The following is a 16834-nucleotide window of genomic DNA, read 5'->3' on the forward strand; positions in this document are numbered from 1 at the left end:
TTTGTGTCACACCTGTTCTCAGGATATCGGTGTCGTCTGCTTCCCACCTTCCGAGCCAACTCACGGACAAATAATCATACGCTAAATATTATAGATGCATTAATGCGTTTGATCTCTCGTACCTTGCGAGTACGAACTTCATATAATAATAAGATTGATGTTTATATTTACTGTATTATGTTTGCTAGATTGTTGAGTAATCGTCTGTATCGCCCGAGTATAGGGTCAGGGCCGAGTAGCGTGTTCATACCTACCACGCCACCGTTATGTAAAATGCGATCGTATTCTGTACCGTATGCCGGAATGCCAGAATTGTGGTGCATTTGTCACCCGAGCATATGCACGCGTGTTTACCCCAATTGGCGTCCAGAATCCCCGTGTCTGTCCGAACTGCGAGGATAAGATCCGGGACGGAGCAAGCGTACGAGAGGCTCGTTCGACGCGACGCTCTTAATTTACTAACTCTGTAGCACGCTCAAGAGCCGTCTGTGCCTGCTGTTCGTCTCGTGCTTCTGCCGTGATTCGAAGGAGTGGCTGTGTTCCGCTCGCTCTGATGAGGAACCACGAATTGCCGAGATCCACTCGGACACCGTCGAGTGTCGTCACGGCTGTTTCGTCGTACTCCCTGTTCACTTTCTTGCGGACGGTGGCCATGGTTTCGGCTTTGTTGTCAGTTTCAACGTTCGTGCGTCGGATTGGATAGCGTGGGATCTCTTCGATGCGCTGTTCGATCGGTCGTTCGGCAGCAAGCTCGACGAGCCGACAGGCTGCAAGCGGTCCGTCGGGACACCGTGTCTGTTCGGGCCAGATCCACGCGCCACTGGGCTCGCCGCCGAAGGGAACACCGTCACCGACCGCTGCGGCGACGTACACGTCACCGACAGGTGTGTGCTCGACGCCGACCCCCTTGGCGTCGAGGTGGTCCTCGACAGCGAGGCTCGTGTCGACGGGCACGGCAACCCGATCGCCGTCCGCCGTCGATGTCGCCGCCAACAGTCCGAGTAGGGCGTCTTTGGGGACGAACTGTCCCGTTCCGTCGACGGCCATCATCCGGTCGGCGTCGCCGTCGTGGGCAACACCGAGGTCGGCGTTGGTTTCCGAGACGGTCGCACAGAGCGTAGCAAGCGTCTCGGCGGTCGGTTCGCTCGGCCGTCCGGGGAACCGGCCGTCGGGCTGTGCGTTGAGCGTTTCAACGTGACAGCCCAGTTCGACCAGCGCGTCGACGGTGACGCCGCCGGCTCCGTTTCCGAGGTCGACAACAACGTGGGGTTGGGTGTCGAGCGTCGTGGCGTCCACGAGCGTTTGGATGTGGCGCTCGGTTGCGTCGGCCGTCGTGTAGCTTCCTTGTTCGTCCCATTTCCGGAGGTCCGACGCGACGCCCTCACGTACGCGCGCTTCGATCGTCTCGCGCAGTTCCGCATCGAACGCTTGTCCGTCCGGTTGCCAGAGTTTCAGGCCGTTGTCCTCTGGCGGGTTGTGAGAGGCGGTAATCGAACAGCCGGCGTCGGCGTCGTACCAGCCGACAGCACGAGCCACAGTCGGCGTCGACGCCAGCGAGAGATCCACGACATCCGCACCGACTTCACGCACTCCGGCAGCGAACGCGTCCGCGAGGACTGTCCCGCTCTCTCTTGCGTCGCGTCCCATCACGATCCGGTCCGCGTCGACTCCGACTGCCCGCCCGACGGCGAGCGCGAGCTCTGCGGTCACCTCCTCTCCGACGGGACCACGAATCCCACTCGTTCCGAACATGCTCGTTCCCTCAACGCTCGCAGTGAAAACGACTGCGATCCCATTTTTTGCGTTCAGCGAGCACGGCACGTCTCCCGTTTTCATCGCCACTAACAGGATGTTCGACAGGTCACTACGAACGAAGGTGATGGTTTTTCAGCCGTCGCCCGAAACTGGTGGTCATGAAAGCATCGGACGGCACTGACGAGGCAAAGCGCCGCGCCGGAGAGTCTGCATCGGGACAGGTAGAGAACGGTATGGTTGTCGGTCTCGGAACGGGCAGCACTGCCGCCCACGCGATCCGAGCGCTTGGCGAGAAGGTTGCGGCCGGGATGGAGATTCAGGGCGTCCCGACCTCGTATCAGTCTCGCACCCTTGCCCGCGAGGTCGGGATCCCACTCTGCACGCTCGAAGCGGCACGTCCGGATATCGCCATCGACGGCGCGGATCAACTACAACTCGATGGCGCGCTGGTGAAAGGCGGCGGCGCAGCCCACGCACGGGAAAAGATCGTCGACACGAGCGCACCGCGCTGTCTCATTGTTGCCGACGACACCAAACTGACTGACACGCTCGACCACCCGATTCCGGTCGAGGTGCTTCCCGACGCCGTCCCAACGGTCGAACAGGCGATCCACGAACGAGACGGCGATCCCACTGTACGAACCGCCCAGAGAAAGGACGGTCCTGTCGTCACCGACAACGGCAATCTCGTTCTCGATTGTGCGTTCGGACCGATCGAAACTCCCGAAACCCTTGCCGCGTCGCTGTCTGCGATTCCCGGCGTCGTCGAACATGGACTGTTCATTGGTGTGGCTACGGAGCTCCACATCGGTTCGAACGACGGTGTCAGTATCCACTCCGTGTGATCCACGATAGAAGAAAACGATACGGTACAGTACCGTACAGTTCGCAACCTTACAAGTCGCGGGGCTGAACTGTCTTACGGTCGTTTTCCTGTGCACGACGTGCGGCGTCGTCGAGAAGATCCTGGACCTCCTCGTCGAGTGCGTCGTAGAAATCCGACGCCACATTCATCTCATTAAGCGCGTCCTTTACGGCGGCTTTGACGATTAGATCTGCCATACAGAAACCCCTTCTCGGACTTCCTTTATAAACTTTCTCAAACACGGAACCTCTCGGCGGTGATGACGGCATTTTCTGATTACTGGGGATAGGAATCAAAGTATATTTCCCGTGATCTATACGGAATACATCTCAGAGTCGATGCTTAGGTGTGTTTCGAGGCGTGAGATGGGATATGCGCGAGTTATTGGAATCCGTCGCCGCGGGCGAGCTATCGGTTGAACAGGCGGAAGCCGAACTGGCCGGCTACGCGACGGGGGAAACAGGACGGTTCGACGCCGCGCGCGGGTCTCGCACCGGTGTCCCTGAAGTGATCCTCGCGGCTGGCAAGACGCCCGAGGAAACCGCGTCGATGGTTGCACTCGCGGTTGAGACGACTGGTCGGGCGATCGTCACCCGCGTCGATCCCTCGACTGCCGCCACGATCGAAGACCGCCTCGCTGACGCACACCCAGAGGCCGCCATCGATCACACGGACCGCTCAGAGACGCTCGTCGTTCACGGGCCGTCGTTCGATCCACCCACTCTCGACGCAGATGTCGGGGTCGTCACCGCCGGAACGTCCGACGCCGGACCGGCTGGGGAGGCAGCGACAATCGTGCGCGAGATGGGCGCGCGCGTGACCCGGATTGATGATGTCGGTGTTGCTGGCATCGCCCGCCTGATCGACCGACTCGAACAGTGTCGCTCACAAGACGTGCTCATCGTCGCTGCGGGTCGAGAAGGCGCACTTCCGACCGTGCTCGCGGGACTGGTCGACGTACCCCTGATCGGACTTCCCGTTTCGAACGGCTACGGCTACGGTGGCAACGGTCAAGCCGCGCTGTCCGGGATGCTCCAGTCGTGTACGCCGATCGCTGCCGTGAACATTGACGCCGGGTTCACTGCCGGCGCACAAGCCGGACTCTTCGCGCGTGGACTCGATACCGCTCGCAGCGACTGACCCGTACCCCATTGTATTCTTGGAAATGAACTATCGAAATTACGAGGATATATAGGTGTTGAATATCAAGAGGGTACTGCTGACACACACCGTGTCGGTATAACAATGGCCAAGTGCGACCACTGCGGCGCGCACGTTTCCGGACGCTTTGCCCGTGTTTTCGCCGACGAGAGCGGGACGATCTTGGCGTGTCCTAACTGTTCGGCGAACGCGGGGATCGCGGAGGTATCCCGGGACCGCGCCGGAAATATCCGATGAGGCTATCATCGAACCGTCGTTTGAGCTTGACACACTCCCGTGGCTGAAACGGCAAGAATATTATTATTCTTGCTGACAGCCCAAACCAAATTTTAGGGGGATTTACGGCTATACGGATAGTCGTTCACGGCGTCTCATCGCTTTTCAAACAACGGGAATCGGGGTTGTGGGACCGATCCCAACGGATTTTTCCGATTGAGTTCTATCCGCTCGTGTGCATTACGTGTACGTGCTGCGCTGTGGCGACGAATCGTTGTACACGGGGTATACGACCGACGTGAACCGCCGACTTGAGCAACACCGAGCGGGTGACGGTGCGAAATACACCCGTGGTCGTGGTCCGCTGACGGTGGTGCACACCGAGGCGTACGAGACCCAGTCGGCTGCTATGTCCCGCGAACACGAGATCAAGCAGCTTTCCCGTAACGAGAAAGAGCAGCTCATCGGCTGACACCCGCGAGGGAATCGAGTGAGGGAGGTTTTTGTCCCTGCCGTTGGAGTCCCGAATATGGACCCCCAAGATCAGATCGTGTTTGGTACTGACGGGTGGCGTGATACACTCGATACGTTCACCGAGTCTCGGGTGCGGATCGTCGCCCAAGCGATCGCAACGCAGATCGAAACGGGAACGGTTGCGGTGGGATACGACGCTCGTGATGGATCGCGTGACTTTGCGGACGCGGTCACTGAGGTGCTCATCGACAACGGGATCGACGTGCTCATCAGCGAGCGCGACTGTCCGACGCCGGTGCTCGCGTGGACGGTCACAGACCGGGATCTCGACGGCGGCGTGATGATCACGGCGAGCCACAACCCGCCTGCGTACAACGGCATCAAGTTTCTTCCGGCAGACGGTGCACCCGCGTTGCCGTCGGTGACGGACGAACTGAGCGAGCAGTTGGCAGACCCGACAACAGTGCCAGCCGACGAACGCGGCGATCGACACGACGATACGTTCACGACCGCCTACGGACAGCACGCATTCGAGTTCGTGGACTCTCGTCTCGATCTGGCGGGAACGACGATCGCCTACGACGCGATGCACGGCAGCGGTCGCGGCGTCACCGACGCGCTGTTAGCCGAGACCGGTGCGACCGTCGACCGACTCCGGTGTGAGCGTGATCCGACGTTCGGGGGGACGCCGCCCGAACCGAGCGCTGATCGACTCGAATCACTCACCGAACGCGTCACCTCTGGTTCTGCGTCGCTTGGCATCGCTAACGACGGCGACGCCGATCGGATCGCTGTCATCACCCCCGATCGAGGCTATCTCGATCCGAACCTCTACTACGCGGTGTTGTACGAGTATCTCCTCGAAACGTCGTCCGGCCCGGCGGTTCGGACGGTATCGACTACACATCTCATCGACCGCATCGGTGCTGCCCACGGTGAGCGCGTGATCGAGACGCCCGTCGGGTTCAAATGGGTCGCGGACGCAATGGCAGAGCACAACGCGATCATCGGCGGCGAAGAGAGCGGCGGCTTCGGTCTCACGCCTCACCTCCGGAACAAAGACGGCGTGTTGCTCGCGCTGTTGACGGCAGCTGCGCACGCCGAGCGGCCGATCGACGACCGCGCTGACGACATCACCGAGACGTACGGTGAGATCAACCAAGACCGGCTGAGTGTCGCCTGTCCCGACGACCGAAAATCCGGCGTACTCACCGAACTGGAGGACGTTATCCCCGACCGCGTTGCCGGGACGGCAGTGGAATCGATCGGGACGAGCGACGGCTTCAAAATCAACCTCGAAGACGGTTCGTGGCTGCTCGTCAGACCGAGCGGCACTGAGCCAAAACTCCGCGTGTACGCCGAAGCCGATTCGGACGCGCGCGTTAACGAGCTGTTGGTGGCCGGGAAGGATCTCACCGAGCCGTTGGTGTAACGCCCCGCCATCGATCGCCTGTCCGTTCGATGTCGAAGCCCAGCGATTCGTAGAATTCGCTCACGCCCGGTCGGAACGCGGCAGTGAGTCGCCCACGCGTGCTCGCAGCGTCGACGAGCGCCGTCCCGATCCCCTGTCCGCGTCGGTTCGGACGCACCGCGATTGCCTCGATGTGTGTATCGTTGAGCACCACCGTCCCAAGAATTCGGTCCTCTTCGGTCGCGACCAGAACGGCTCCTGAGGAGAGCCTGTCTCTGACCGTTTCGACGGCGATATCGAGCAACGCAGCGTCGAGAATCGCCATCACCGTCGGAAGCATCTCAGCCCTGGCGGGACGGACGTCGAACTGCGGCGTGATCTGGTCGGTCATCAGCCACCTTTGATGAGCCGGAGAACGCGGACGTGCTCGGTGTCGATCGCACCGTCGTTGGGGACCGGTCGTCCGTCGACGAGGACGGTCGCCTCGTGTGGACTCAACCCGACCGCACCGAGGAGATCACCGTACGTCGCGTTGGCTCGGAGTTCGAGTTCCTGTGTTTCACTCCCCATGATCTCGGCCGTGACGCGCATACTCGTGTGTTCGTGTGCGAACGCTTGAGCGTGGCGTTCACCCGTCGCCGTTCTCGCCGCTGAGCGCGTCCGCTTGGAGTTGCTTTCCGCGTTCGGTCGAAACGGTGAGTTCCGGCACCGGCGTCGGATCTCGGTCCTCATCGATCGCAACGTAGACGAAATACGATTCGGTCGTCTGTTCCTGCGTCCCCGTTTGGGGATCTTCCCGGTACGCCCGCAGCCGCACGCGCATGCTTGTCTGACCAACGTCGTACACGTACGCCTCAATGAGTGCGAGATCGCCAACCATGATCGGCCGTTGGAAATCGACGTGATTGATGTGAGCGGTCACACACGATTCCTGTGAAAACCGCATGGACGCCATTGCACCGACTTCGTCCATCCATTTTAATACGTAGCCACCGTGGGCGGTTTCGAGGATGTTGGCGTGATTTGGCTGGATCAGCCACCGGTTTTCCATGTACGTGTCTAACAGATCTGGCATTACTCGTTGTAGGCCGCTTGCAGGCAAGGCTCTGGTGGTGTCCACCCAGAAGTATCACTCCTCACGGTCGGTCTCGGCGTCGAACATCCCTGTGGACATGTATCGCTCGCCGCTGTCGGGAAACACCGTCACGACGAGCGGGTTGTCGGACGCGTCGTCCGGCGTTGCGAGGCGGGTGGCGACCCGTTTGGCCGCGACGTTCGCCGCGCCGCTGGACTGTCCGACCAGCAAGCCTTCCTCCCTGGCAAGCCGGCGGCATTCGGCTTCAGCGGTGTCGATCGAAACGGTTTCGACCGAGTTAACGAGATCCAGATCCAGATTGTCACTCACGAACCCCGGACCCATCCCTTGGAACGAGTCCTCACCCGACTCGCCGGTCGAGAGCACCGCGTTGGCCTCGGGTTCGACCGCAACGATCTCTATCTCTGGGAACGCTCCGCGTAGCCGGCGACCGACGCCGGTGATCGTCCCACCGGTTCCGACGCCCGCAACGAACGCGTCGACCGTCCGGTCGTCTACTTGGTGGAGGATTTCATCACCAGTCGTCCGGTAGTGCGCCTCCGTGTTCGCCGGATTCTCGAACTGTCGCAACTGCACCATCCCCTCCTCGGTGAGGCGATCGGCGCGGTCTTTCGCGTCGCTGATGTCGCCGTCCACGAGATCGAGATCGGCACCGTACGCCCGCATGATCCGCCGCCGCTCGGGTGATTTCGAATCCGGCATGACGATCGTGAGATCGTACCCCTTGGCGGCGGCGACAACCGCAAGCCCGATCCCGGTGTTGCCGCTCGTCGGCTCAACAATCCGATCACCGGGCGATATCATCCCTTCCGCTTCCGCTCGTTCGACCATCCCCAGCGCCGGGCGATCCTTCGCGCTGCCCGCGGGATTTTTCGATTCGAGCTTCGCCCCGATCGTCGATCCCGGCGGAGACTGGACTGTTACCAGCGGCGATCCGATGGTGTCGAGGATGGAATCGTTCATACGTTCCGTTCCCGATGGGACGCTAAAGACGTGGCGAACCGAACAGATCTGTTGCGGACTGACGCCGCGCCCGATGACGGTGACAACCTTCGTGATCCAGCACCGATTGGCCTCCCTGAATTACCACTGGTCACCGGCCGATACTGGTGCGAGCGCGGCCGTTAAGTCGCACACCACAGTAGTCCGGATATGGCACTCGAAACGATGGCACCGAATCCCGTTTGGGACGCCGACGCCCACGAAGAGACGATCGCAGTCTTGCGCGACCACGACGACGTGACGTACACGATCTGGGGCGGCGACTGGTGTACGGACTGCCGGTCACAGCTCCCTGATTTCGGCGCGGCGCTCGACGCGGCCGGTGTCGAGGATGACCGCGTCGAACACATCGCGGTCGACCGCGACAAGCACGGTCCCGGCGTCGAGACGTACGACATCGAGTACATTCCGACGATCGTCGTCGAGCGCGATGGCGAAGAGGTGGCCCGGTTCGTCGAGAGCGAAGACGTTCCTGCTGCGACGTATCTGGCAGAACAGCTCGATTCGTGAGCCGATTTTTCACGTCTCAGAGCCGTCCGACCGCCACGCGAGCGCCTCGGAAATATCGGTTTTCGGCGGCGAACAGGTGAACTCCTCACAGAGATACACCGTCGGCTCGCCCGCTCGTTGGTCCCGTCCGGCCCAGATCGGCGGGCTGTCATCGAGACCCAACTCCTCGACCCACTCATCGACGCCCGCGTCGGTCGGTGGTCGCGGCGCGATAATCCGGCGTGGGAGGTAGGTCGTTGCCAACTGTTCGCGGAACGACGGCGGGAATTCCTCAGCCGCAACCGTGAGTTCGATCGGACCGGCCGCGTGCTCGTCCGCAGCGAGCGCGAGTGAAAGACGCCGGAGCGGATCCGACTCGATCGTCTCAGCGTGGGTCGACAGCACCGTTTTGGCGATCGAACCGAACCGGTCGTGGGGGACGAACTGATCGAGGGCGAGCAACAGCGACGTGGCGACGCCCGCGCTCGACGGCGTTGACTGGTCGGCCAACTCCTGCGGCCGGGCGATCATCGATTCGCCGCTTTCGGGGGTGAAATACAGGGTGCGTTCCGTCTCGTCCCAGAACTCCCGCTCGATGGCTGCCGCGAGATCGATCGCAAACCTGAGTGACTTGACCGATCCTGTCACCTCATACAGGTGGAGCGCTCCCCGTCCGAGAAACGCGTAATCCTCCAGATAGCCGTCACCGCTCACGTCGCCGTCTTTTTCCCGGCGCGCCAACCGGCGGTCGTTCTCATCCCAGAGCTGGGACCGCACGAACGAGAGCGCGCGTTCGGCGGTGTCAGCGAAGCCGGAATCGGGACAGACCAGTGCTCCCTCTGCGAACGCGGAGATCATCAGTCCGTTCCAGCCCGCGAGTACTTTCTCGTCTCGACCGGGACGAGAGCGCTGCTTGCGGTGCTCGAACAGCTGTTCGCGGGCCGTCTCTAGGGATGATTCGATGTCCTCGACCGAATGATCGTACGTCTCGGCAAGCTCATCGAGCCTGGTTTGGACGGTGAGAACGGTGTTCCCGTTCTCGAAGTTCCCGGAGTCGGTCACGCCGTATCGGTCACAGAACAGCTCGGCGGTCGTCGTGTCGTCCACTGCAGTGTCGATCTCCTCGGGCGTCCAAACGTAGAACGCTCCTTCCTCCCCGTCGCTTTGGGCGTCCAGCGTGGCGTAAAACCCGCCGTCGGGATGGGTCAGCTCTCGCTCGACGAACGCCAACGTCCCGCGAGCAGCGTCGGCGTACCGGTCGTGGCCCGTGAGCTGGTAGCCAGCGAGCAGCGTCCGCGTGACCTCGGCGTTGTCGTACAGCATCTTCTCGAAGTGAGGCACCACCCACTCCCTGTCCGTGGTGTACCGGTGGAATCCCCCACCCACGTGATCGAACAGGCCGCCTCCGATCATCGCGTCGAGCGTCTCTTGAGCCACTGCCCGGTACACGTCCCGGTCGGTTCGGTCGGCTGCACGCAACAGCGCACGGATCCGGCCCGTCTGGGGGAACTTCTGTCCGGATCCGAACCCACCGTATTCCCTGTCGGCGCTTTTGACGACCCGCTGTGCAGTCGATTCGAGCACGTCCGCCTCGGGCGCTTCTCCTGGCTGCTCCGGAACTTCCTCTAGCTCTCCTGCGATCGCGTCAGTCCACTGTTCAGCTCGGGTTTCCATCTCCTCGCGTTGGTCGGGATCGGTCCACGAGCCGGTGATGTTTTCGAGCAGATCTCGGAACCCCGGCACTCGTCCACGCGCCTTGGGTGGGAAGTACGTCCCGACGTAAAACGGCTTGCCGTCCGGTGTGAGCCACACCGACAACGGCCACCCGCCACCACCAGTAACGAGCTGACAGATCGTCTGGTAGATACTGTCCAGATCCGGCCGCTCCTCGCGGTCGACCTTGATCGGCACGAACCGTTCGTTCAACACCGACGCGACCGACTCGTTTTGAAAGCTCTCGTCTTCCATGACGTGACACCAGTGACACGCCGAATAGCCGATCGACAGGAAGATCGGAACGTCTCGTTCTTCGGCTGCCGCGAGCGCGTCGTCATCCCACGGCTGCCAGTGCACCGGATTGTCTGCGTGCTGTTGGAGATACGGACTCTGCTCCTCATCGAGACGGTTGCGTCGAGTGGGATCGGTCATACTCCACGTAGCGGTGCGACACTAAAGAGTGGCTGCTTTAGTCTTCTATGTCTCCGAAACGAACACTTCGGCCCGATCGAACTGGATATCAACGTTTCTTTCGATCTGTGTGAACACCGAGCACCCCCTCGTCGGTCGCAGCTACTGCTGGGAGCGACCGGAGTTGTGGGTGAAGCAGGTAATACACGCCGATAGCCACTGTGAGCCCACCCACTCCATACAGCGCCATCGTGCTGCCGACAACGCCAGCGATCGCTCCACCGAGTACTCCACCGACAGGCGCTATTCCCGACAGCACGGTTCGCATGAGTGCTGTAACACGACCGAGGAATGCGTCGTCGAGCGCGGATTGCACCATCGAGAAAAACAACACGTTGAACGTGCCGATCGGAACTGCGGCCATGAACAGCACTGCGCCGGTAGGCCAGACGCCAGGCGTGGCGGCTGCTGTGAGCAACAGTGCCCCAGAGCACGCGTGCGAAGCGATCGCGACCCAGCCGATGGGATACCCTGCAACGAGAAACGCACCACCAGTTCCGACGAGACTCCCCGCACCCATCGCTGCCACGAGCAGACCGTACGCTGTCGGCCCAGCGAGTGAATCCGCAACGATCGGCAGGAGTGCAGTCAGTGCTGTCGCCGCGGAATTACTCACCATCATCCCGACCAGCATCGCTTGCAGGATCGAGCCACGCACGTAGTCGATTCCCTTTCGGAACTCGGAGATGTACCCGTCATCGTTCGCGTTCTCCCCTTCTTCGGTTTCGGTATCGGCGGTGGTGTTCCGTGCCGTCTCGGGAACGGTGACACCCACGAACAGGAGTGCCGCGACGGCGAACGTGATCGAATTAATGACAAACAGAGAGACTGCGCCGATGACCGCGATGAGCACGCCAGCGACGGCGTTGGCGACCATATCGACCGTTCGAACAGACATCGAGAAGAGTGAGTTTGCCCGAGTGAGTTCATCACTCTCTACGATTCGAGGGAGCGCCGCGTTCTGTGCCGGGTAAACGAACCCGTTGACGAAATACAACATGGGTATGAGGGCGAACACCAGCCAGACGGAGAGCCGATCCACCACAGCGGCGATGGGCACAACCAGCACGCCGATACCGTTGATGAGCTGCGTGCTCAGGAGTAGCCGACGCAATCGCCACCGGTCCACGAGTGGCCCGATGAAAACGCTGAGGAGGTCGGGTGCCCGTACGAGCGCAGTGGCAAGCCCCGTGTAAAACGCTGAGCCTGTCAGCTCCCCCACAAGCCACATCGTCCCGATGAAGTACAGGCTGCCACCAGCATCGGTAATAACCCGTCCAGAAAACAGCCGCAGGAAGTTTGTGTTGGTGGCGAGACCACTGAAACCAGACTCGCTGAAACGTCGTCGAACCCATCCCATGCCAACGAGCAGGAAACAGTTCGGAATAAGTGTTAGCAGAAAATCACTTCTGTAAACTGTCGAGCCGAAGCCTGCTTCTGTCTGAGTTCTTACTCACGGTGTCGTTCAACGACGTTCAGCTCTTCATCAACGACCAGTTCGAGTTCATCATCCGCAAGCGAAACGGAGACGCTGATCCGCCACGGGTTTTCCGAGCGCACGGACGTGCACTGATCAGCGTTGTCGACGTAGCTCTGCAGGAACGCCTCGTTGAGGTCGATGCCATGTTCATCGTACAGTGCGATGACAGCGGGGTGGTAGCTGAGGTGCATCCCAACCGTGGTTGTGGCGTGGTGTTGGCACCGTTTGCAATCGTATTCGAGACCGGCCGCACGGCTGTGCTGCTCGGACTCTCTCGTGATCGAGTGTGTGATGACCCCAGCACAATTCGGGCAAACACCGTTCACAGTGAACGAGAGCTGTGCCCGGATCCAGCGGCTAGCCGTTTCAGCGAATTCTTCGCGGGGACGGCCATCGAGCACTCCCGGCGGGAACGCGAACCGCAACACCGTTTCCGCACAGTTCGGACAACGGACGACGAACTGGTCGCTTTCGTAGCTCGCTTCGAGTGACGACCCGCAGGCAGAACACAACGAGCCGATTTCGAACGGATCGATTTCGGCGCGTTTCGTGTAGGTCCCATCGAGTATTGCGCCGACGATCCGCCGCCCGGCGTAGGTGAGTCCGTACCTACACTCCTCGCGTTGGACGAACGTCCCGATGAGCTTCCCGAGGTGGTAGTTAAACCGGCCGCTGTCAGCGACAGCAGCGCGGTTTCGGAGTTCCGAGAACGACACGTGATCGTTTTCGGCCTGCCAGAGTGCCTGAATGATGTCGATCCGCGTCTCATTACCAAGAATCGAAAAGACATCTTCAGGGGGAACCCTATCAGTCACGTCCTGCTCGGTCGAGTCGACCATTGTTAAATATAGTCATAATAGTATATGAATTCTGCTAAGTTAGGCATGGCGTCGATCGCGGAGACGGAGCGTTGGGGTGGCGGTAGCGGACGCGGAGCGGACAGGTTACTCACCGCGAGCTTCGCTCGCGGCTTTTTTAGTCCAGGTTTTTTGCGAGGGGATAGCTTTGCTACCCCCTCGCAAAAAAAGTGGAGGGCAACGCTTACGTCGTCGTGTCCCGCCCTCTCGGTCATGGACGAGACCGTTCTACTCGTCGGTGGCGGCGGACGCGAACACGCAATCGCCCGCGCGTTGGCCGACGCTGACGGTACACTGTACGCTTGCGCGTCGAACCGCAACCCCGGCATCGCGCGGCTCGCGGCCGGATTCGAAACGTTGGACGAGACCCACCCGACGGCGGTCGTCAGCTACGCCACGGAGATTGATGCCACGCTGGCGGTGATCGGCCCCGAGGCCCCGCTTGAATCCGGCGTCGTGGACGCCCTCGAAGACGCAGGTGTGTACGCGTTCGGTCCCCGCGAAGCCGAGGCGCGCATCGAGACGGACAAGGCGTTCCAGCGGCGGTTCATGGCCGAACACGACATTCCGGGCTGTCCGGACTTTGCGACGTTCGAAGAGATGGACGCGGCGTGTGAGTACATCGACAGCTACGACGGTGATCTCGCGGTCAAACCCGCTGGACTCACAGGCGGGAAGGGAGTGCGTGTGACCGGCGATCAGATAACGAAAGACCAAGCGAAGGCGTACCTCCAAGAATCAGAGTACGACCGGGTGGTGCTTGAAGAGCGCTTAGTCGGTGAGGAGTTCACCGTCCAAGCGTTCGTTGCCAACGGCGAGTGTCGGGTCTCGCCCGCCGTTCAGGACCACAAACGCGCCTACGAAGGGGACGACGGCCCCAACACCGGCGGGATGGGGAGCTACTCCGCGGGAGAGGATCTGCTCCCGTTTATGACTGCGCAGGACTACACGGACGCTGTCTCGATCATCAAACACGTCGTTGACTCCCTCGGCGGATACAAAGGGACGTTGTACGGGCAGTTCATGCTCACCGCGGACGGTGTGAAGGTCGTGGAGTTCAACGCCCGGTTCGGTGACCCCGAGGCGATGAACACCCTCCCGGTGCTCGAAACACCGCTGATTGACGTGCTCACGGCCGCCCGCGACGGCGAGGCGCTCCCGGAACTGACGTTCGCACAGCAGGCGACGGTGTGTAAGTACGCCGTTCCGGCGGGCTACCCGACCGATCCCAGTGCAGGCACCGAGATTACGATCGACGAGGACAGCGCGGGCGACGCCGCGTTGTTCTACGCCAGCGTCGACGAACGGGACGACGGGATTTACACCACCACCTCCCGCGCCTTCGCCGTCGTCGGACTGGCCGATGATATCGAAGCCGCCGAGAGAATCGCAGAGGAGGCGCTGGCCGTGGCTGGCGAGGAGGGCCTGCACGTTAGACACGACATCGGGACCCCTGCGCTGGTCCAACGGCGAATCGACCACGTCGAAACGCTCCGGGAGTGACGACCCCCCATCACACCATGTCTGACGACACGGATTCGGCCCGTCACGACCGTCTCGATAGATACCCAACGCCGGGAGCGCACAACTCCCTGTGGCGGTGGCCCGACGCCAAACATCCGTTACGTATCGTGTTCAACTACGTCCTCATCGTCCTTGCGCGCCACTCGCCCAGCCTGCGGCTGAAGAACCACCTGCTGGGTCTCACGGGTGTTACCGTTGGGCGCGGTGTTTCGTGGGGCTTAGAGTCGACGCCAGACGTGTTCTGGCCCGAACTCGTCACCGTCGAGAACCACGCCGTCATCGGTTACGACGCCACGCTCCTCTGTCACGAATTCCTCCAAGAGGAGTATCGGACCGGTGCGGTCGTCGTTGAGGACAGCGCGCTGATCGGCGCGGGTGCGGTCGTGCTCCCCGGAGTAACGATCGGTGCGGGTGCGCGAGTGGCCGCCAACTCGCTGGTGACCGAAGATGTCCCTCCTGAAACGACCGTCGCTGGCGTGCCCGCAACCGAACAGTCACGAGCGTAGCTTTTCGACCGGCGTCATCTCCTAAAGTGGTCCAACAGGAGCGCAGCGACCCGATCGGGATGTTCGTGTGTGATCCAATGGGTTGCCTCCGGGAACCGCTTGAGATCTCCCTGTTCGCAGTAACCGAGGCTCTGTTCGGCCATCTCGGGCACGAGCGCCTGATCGTTCTCGCCCCACACGACGCGCGTCGGAACAGTGACATGCTCTCGGGGAACTGTCGGCCGGTGTCGGAACAACGCCCGGTACCAGTTGATCATCGCGGTCGGCGCGCCCGTCTGTGCCCACGCACGGCGGTACCGGTCGAACGCTTCCTCCGTGAACGTGCCTGGTTGCGATCCGTCCCGCATTGCGCTCACCCACGGCTCAAAGTCGGTTCGTTTGATGTACCATTCAGGCAGTTTCGGAATCTGGAACGTGGCGATGTAGCTGCTTTTGAACAGCTGTGTGAAACTTGACCGGAGGGTGTCGATGAACACCGAGGGATGGGGCACGTTGACGATGCCGAGCCGGTCGACGGTCTCAGGATATCGAAGCGCCAGATCCCACGCCACGGCCGCTCCCCAGTCGTGCCCAACGACGTGAGCGGACTCACGTCCCTCCGTTTCGAGGAGCGCGACGATGTCCGCCGAGAGCCGAGACAGCCGGTAGGGACGGATACCGGCGGGCTTCTCGCTCAAGTTGTAGCCGCGCTGGTCGGGGACGAGCACCCGATACCCCGCGTCTACGAACGGCTTGATGTATTCTGACCAGCCGTACCAGAACTCCGGGAAGCCGTGTAAGCACACCACCAGTGGCGCGTCGGTCTCACCGGCAGTGACGACGTGCAGTTCCACGTCGTCGACCGAGCGAACCGTTGATTCGGCCGAGGAAACATCTGGGAGGGCGTCGACTGGGGAGTTCCGTGCGGTCATGGTGTCCTCGAAGATCGACGTTCGGGGATAACGCACAAAATACCTTGGGCGGAGCTGACGGAATGGACGCCTGTGCGTCTGGTAGATCGTTCCTGACGCCGCGTCGAAGGTTGACTACGACCGGATTCGGACGATCCCAGAGCGGAGCACGAGATGGTTCGGGAGGATGAATTCCTCTTCATCACTCTCGATGTGGGTTGCGAACAGCCCTACCTCCTGTACGATTCCGCGATGGCCGTCGATGTCGACTGTGTCCCCGATCGAATACGGATCTGAAAAGATGAGAAACACGCCAGCAGCCCCCGCAGCGAGGAGATCTTTGAACGCGAGTCCGCCCAGTACGATGACACCGAGCAGATACCCCCCAAGCACGACGAGCAACGCCGCGGTTTCGATTCTGAGCTGTGCGAGCGCGATGAGTGACGCAATAAAGAGGATGCTGTATTTGACCGCAGACGGGAGCAGGGACATCTCGGTGAGCTTTACGTCCTGTAACGATTGTTTAATCTCAACTTCGGCTTTGTCACCGACGATGAGACCGATGATCACGATCAACGCGGCGACGAACACCTGCAACAGATACCCTCGGAGCAGCTCTAGATAATACCTCGTATCGAGCACGCCACCGATGCTCAGCGTTAGTCCGACCGCGAGCGCGATGAGAAACAGCGTGATAAGTCCTGACAGCAGCCCGATCGTCGACGTTCCGAGTCGATTCACCGTCCGTTCGAACCGCGTTCCCTCGACCCCCTCGGGAACCTCAGCCGCGATGAGAAGCCGCCGACTGAGTCGCCCCACGATGATAGCGACCAGCACGCCGGTGATGAACACAACGAGCGGAAGGATCGAATTCGATATATCTTTCAGGAAGCTGTTTATGATATAATTTATTTCCGCCAT

Annotated in this window: 20 protein-coding genes; 9 read left to right on the forward strand and 11 right to left on the reverse strand. The window is 61.1% G+C overall.

Annotated elements, in window-relative coordinates:
• The first annotated feature begins 295 nt into the window (after window positions 1-295).
• Entirely contained in the window at window positions 296-454 is a 159-nt protein-coding gene (locus EIK79_RS19440; RefSeq protein ID WP_449405147.1) for a DUF7563 family protein, read from the forward strand.
• Here EIK79_RS19440 and glmM read toward each other — a convergent pair.
• A complete protein-coding gene (gene glmM / locus EIK79_RS15295) occupies window positions 451-1752 on the reverse strand; it encodes a phosphoglucosamine mutase (protein WP_124956280.1) in 1302 nt (433 codons plus the stop codon). The two genes, EIK79_RS19440 and glmM, sit on opposite strands and share 4 nt — an antisense overlap.
• Window positions 1753-1913: 161 nt before the next feature.
• Between glmM and rpiA the strand changes: the two genes are divergently transcribed.
• Window positions 1914-2600: a ribose-5-phosphate isomerase RpiA gene (gene rpiA, locus EIK79_RS15300; protein ID WP_124956228.1), complete on the forward strand. Its 687-nt coding sequence runs from the start codon at window positions 1914-1916 to the stop codon at window positions 2598-2600.
• A 49-nt stretch (window positions 2601-2649) separates the two neighbouring features.
• On the opposite strand, the gene EIK79_RS15305 is transcribed toward rpiA, so the two are convergent.
• A complete protein-coding gene (locus tag EIK79_RS15305; RefSeq protein ID WP_124956230.1) occupies window positions 2650-2817 on the reverse strand; it encodes a DUF1931 family protein in 168 nt (55 codons plus the stop codon).
• Between the two features lie 175 nt (window positions 2818-2992).
• Here EIK79_RS15305 and larB point away from each other — a divergent pair, with 175 nt between their 5' ends.
• The 4 genes from larB to EIK79_RS15320 all read left to right on the forward strand — a co-directional run bounded on the left by larB (window position 2993) and on the right by EIK79_RS15320 (window position 5903).
• Window positions 2993-3760 carry a nickel pincer cofactor biosynthesis protein LarB gene (gene larB / locus EIK79_RS15310; protein WP_124956232.1) on the forward strand — a complete coding sequence of 256 codons (768 nt, stop codon included), beginning with the start codon at window positions 2993-2995 and terminating at the stop codon, window positions 3758-3760.
• 105 nt (window positions 3761-3865) lie between these two features.
• Window positions 3866-4018: a DUF7563 family protein gene (locus EIK79_RS19445; RefSeq protein WP_247992821.1), complete on the forward strand. Its 153-nt coding sequence runs from the start codon at window positions 3866-3868 to the stop codon at window positions 4016-4018.
• Window positions 4019-4232: 214 nt separating this feature from the next.
• Window positions 4233-4469 carry a GIY-YIG nuclease family protein gene (locus EIK79_RS15315; RefSeq protein ID WP_124956234.1) on the forward strand — a complete coding sequence of 79 codons (237 nt, stop codon included), beginning with the start codon at window positions 4233-4235 and terminating at the stop codon, window positions 4467-4469.
• Window positions 4470-4526: 57 nt separating this feature from the next.
• Window positions 4527-5903 carry a phosphohexomutase domain-containing protein gene (locus tag EIK79_RS15320; RefSeq protein WP_124956236.1) on the forward strand — a complete coding sequence of 459 codons (1377 nt, stop codon included), beginning with the start codon at window positions 4527-4529 and terminating at the stop codon, window positions 5901-5903.
• Here the strand turns inward: EIK79_RS15320 and EIK79_RS15325 are convergent.
• Genes EIK79_RS15325 through EIK79_RS15340 form a run of 4 tightly spaced genes read right to left on the reverse strand, consistent with a single transcriptional unit; the run spans window position 5884 to window position 7941 of the window.
• Window positions 5884-6273, reverse strand: a complete 390-nt coding sequence (locus EIK79_RS15325) for a GNAT family N-acetyltransferase (protein ID WP_185715667.1) — start codon at window positions 6271-6273, stop codon at window positions 5884-5886. The genes EIK79_RS15320 and EIK79_RS15325 overlap by 20 nt on opposite strands.
• Window positions 6273-6473 (reverse strand): ubiquitin-like small modifier protein SAMP2, encoded by a 201-nt coding sequence (gene samp2, locus EIK79_RS15330; RefSeq protein ID WP_124956238.1) that lies wholly within the window; start codon window positions 6471-6473, stop codon window positions 6273-6275. Before samp2 ends, EIK79_RS15325 begins: the two co-directional genes overlap by 1 nt.
• A gap of 37 nt (window positions 6474-6510) precedes the next feature.
• Window positions 6511-6957: an acyl-CoA thioesterase gene (locus EIK79_RS15335; RefSeq protein WP_124956240.1), complete on the reverse strand. Its 447-nt coding sequence runs from the start codon at window positions 6955-6957 to the stop codon at window positions 6511-6513.
• Between the two features lie 54 nt (window positions 6958-7011).
• A complete protein-coding gene (locus tag EIK79_RS15340; RefSeq protein ID WP_124956242.1) occupies window positions 7012-7941 on the reverse strand; it encodes a PLP-dependent cysteine synthase family protein in 930 nt (309 codons plus the stop codon).
• 189 nt (window positions 7942-8130) lie between these two features.
• Here EIK79_RS15340 and EIK79_RS15345 point away from each other — a divergent pair, with 189 nt between their 5' ends.
• Entirely contained in the window at window positions 8131-8490 is a 360-nt protein-coding gene (locus tag EIK79_RS15345; RefSeq protein ID WP_124956244.1) for a thioredoxin family protein, read from the forward strand.
• Between the two features lie 9 nt (window positions 8491-8499).
• On the opposite strand, the gene EIK79_RS15350 is transcribed toward EIK79_RS15345, so the two are convergent.
• From EIK79_RS15350 to EIK79_RS15360, 3 genes are all read right to left on the reverse strand, one after another.
• Window positions 8500-10617, reverse strand: coding sequence for a thioredoxin domain-containing protein (locus tag EIK79_RS15350; protein WP_124956246.1), 2118 nt, complete (start codon window positions 10615-10617; stop codon window positions 8500-8502).
• 88 nt (window positions 10618-10705) lie between these two features.
• Window positions 10706-12016 carry an MFS transporter gene (locus EIK79_RS15355; RefSeq protein WP_124956248.1) on the reverse strand — a complete coding sequence of 437 codons (1311 nt, stop codon included), beginning with the start codon at window positions 12014-12016 and terminating at the stop codon, window positions 10706-10708.
• An 89-nt stretch (window positions 12017-12105) separates the two neighbouring features.
• Complete coding sequence (locus EIK79_RS15360; RefSeq protein WP_124956250.1) at window positions 12106-12975, reverse strand: winged helix-turn-helix domain-containing protein; 870 nt, start codon at window positions 12973-12975, stop codon at window positions 12106-12108.
• Between the two features lie 231 nt (window positions 12976-13206).
• Here EIK79_RS15360 and purD point away from each other — a divergent pair, with 231 nt between their 5' ends.
• Both purD and EIK79_RS15370 read left to right on the forward strand, forming a co-directional pair.
• Window positions 13207-14496 (forward strand): phosphoribosylamine--glycine ligase, encoded by a 1290-nt coding sequence (purD, locus tag EIK79_RS15365; protein ID WP_124956252.1) that lies wholly within the window; start codon window positions 13207-13209, stop codon window positions 14494-14496.
• Window positions 14497-14513: 17 nt separating this feature from the next.
• A complete protein-coding gene (locus EIK79_RS15370; RefSeq protein WP_124956254.1) occupies window positions 14514-15023 on the forward strand; it encodes an acyltransferase in 510 nt (169 codons plus the stop codon).
• 14 nt (window positions 15024-15037) lie between these two features.
• On the opposite strand, the gene EIK79_RS15375 is transcribed toward EIK79_RS15370, so the two are convergent.
• Together EIK79_RS15375 and EIK79_RS15380 are read right to left on the reverse strand one after the other, a co-directional pair.
• On the reverse strand, window positions 15038-15934 hold the full coding sequence (locus EIK79_RS15375; RefSeq protein ID WP_124956256.1) for an alpha/beta fold hydrolase: 897 nt from the start codon (window positions 15932-15934) through the stop codon (window positions 15038-15040).
• Between the two features lie 114 nt (window positions 15935-16048).
• Entirely contained in the window at window positions 16049-16834 is a 786-nt protein-coding gene (locus tag EIK79_RS15380) for a mechanosensitive ion channel domain-containing protein (RefSeq protein WP_124956258.1), read from the reverse strand.

Source organism: Halocatena pleomorpha (genome assembly GCF_003862495.1).
In the GTDB taxonomy this organism is placed as follows: Archaea; Halobacteriota; Halobacteria; order Halobacteriales; family Haloarculaceae; genus Halocatena; species Halocatena pleomorpha.

What these genes read in the sequence shown, in the direction of transcription:
- rpiA (WP_124956228.1), top strand. Translation starts at nt 1,914, where the DNA reads ATGAAAGCATCGGACGGCACTGACGAGGCAAAGCGCCGCGCCGGAGAG.
- EIK79_RS15370 (WP_124956254.1), top strand. Translation starts at nt 14,514, where the DNA reads ATGTCTGACGACACGGATTCGGCCCGTCACGACCGTCTCGATAGATAC.
- EIK79_RS15340 (WP_124956242.1), bottom strand. Translation starts at nt 7,941, where the DNA reads ATGAACGATTCCATCCTCGACACCATCGGATCGCCGCTGGTAACAGTC.
- EIK79_RS15305 (WP_124956230.1), bottom strand. Translation starts at nt 2,817, where the DNA reads ATGGCAGATCTAATCGTCAAAGCCGCCGTAAAGGACGCGCTTAATGAG.
- EIK79_RS15320 (WP_124956236.1), top strand. Translation starts at nt 4,527, where the DNA reads ATGGACCCCCAAGATCAGATCGTGTTTGGTACTGACGGGTGGCGTGAT.
- EIK79_RS15375 (WP_124956256.1), bottom strand. Translation starts at nt 15,934, where the DNA reads ATGACCGCACGGAACTCCCCAGTCGACGCCCTCCCAGATGTTTCCTCG.
- EIK79_RS19445 (WP_247992821.1), top strand. Translation starts at nt 3,866, where the DNA reads ATGGCCAAGTGCGACCACTGCGGCGCGCACGTTTCCGGACGCTTTGCC.
- EIK79_RS15345 (WP_124956244.1), top strand. Translation starts at nt 8,131, where the DNA reads ATGGCACTCGAAACGATGGCACCGAATCCCGTTTGGGACGCCGACGCC.
- larB (WP_124956232.1), top strand. Translation starts at nt 2,993, where the DNA reads ATGCGCGAGTTATTGGAATCCGTCGCCGCGGGCGAGCTATCGGTTGAA.
- EIK79_RS15360 (WP_124956250.1), bottom strand. Translation starts at nt 12,975, where the DNA reads ATGGTCGACTCGACCGAGCAGGACGTGACTGATAGGGTTCCCCCTGAA.
- EIK79_RS15355 (WP_124956248.1), bottom strand. Translation starts at nt 12,016, where the DNA reads ATGGGATGGGTTCGACGACGTTTCAGCGAGTCTGGTTTCAGTGGTCTC.
- EIK79_RS15350 (WP_124956246.1), bottom strand. Translation starts at nt 10,617, where the DNA reads ATGACCGATCCCACTCGACGCAACCGTCTCGATGAGGAGCAGAGTCCG.
- EIK79_RS15335 (WP_124956240.1), bottom strand. Translation starts at nt 6,957, where the DNA reads ATGCCAGATCTGTTAGACACGTACATGGAAAACCGGTGGCTGATCCAG.
- samp2 (WP_124956238.1), bottom strand. Translation starts at nt 6,473, where the DNA reads ATGCGCGTCACGGCCGAGATCATGGGGAGTGAAACACAGGAACTCGAA.
- purD (WP_124956252.1), top strand. Translation starts at nt 13,207, where the DNA reads ATGGACGAGACCGTTCTACTCGTCGGTGGCGGCGGACGCGAACACGCA.
- EIK79_RS15380 (WP_124956258.1), bottom strand. Translation starts at nt 16,834, where the DNA reads ATGGCGGAAATAAATTATATCATAAACAGCTTCCTGAAAGATATATCG.
- EIK79_RS15325 (WP_185715667.1), bottom strand. Translation starts at nt 6,273, where the DNA reads ATGACCGACCAGATCACGCCGCAGTTCGACGTCCGTCCCGCCAGGGCT.
- EIK79_RS19440 (WP_449405147.1), top strand. Translation starts at nt 296, where the DNA reads ATGCCGGAATGCCAGAATTGTGGTGCATTTGTCACCCGAGCATATGCA.
- glmM (WP_124956280.1), bottom strand. Translation starts at nt 1,752, where the DNA reads ATGTTCGGAACGAGTGGGATTCGTGGTCCCGTCGGAGAGGAGGTGACC.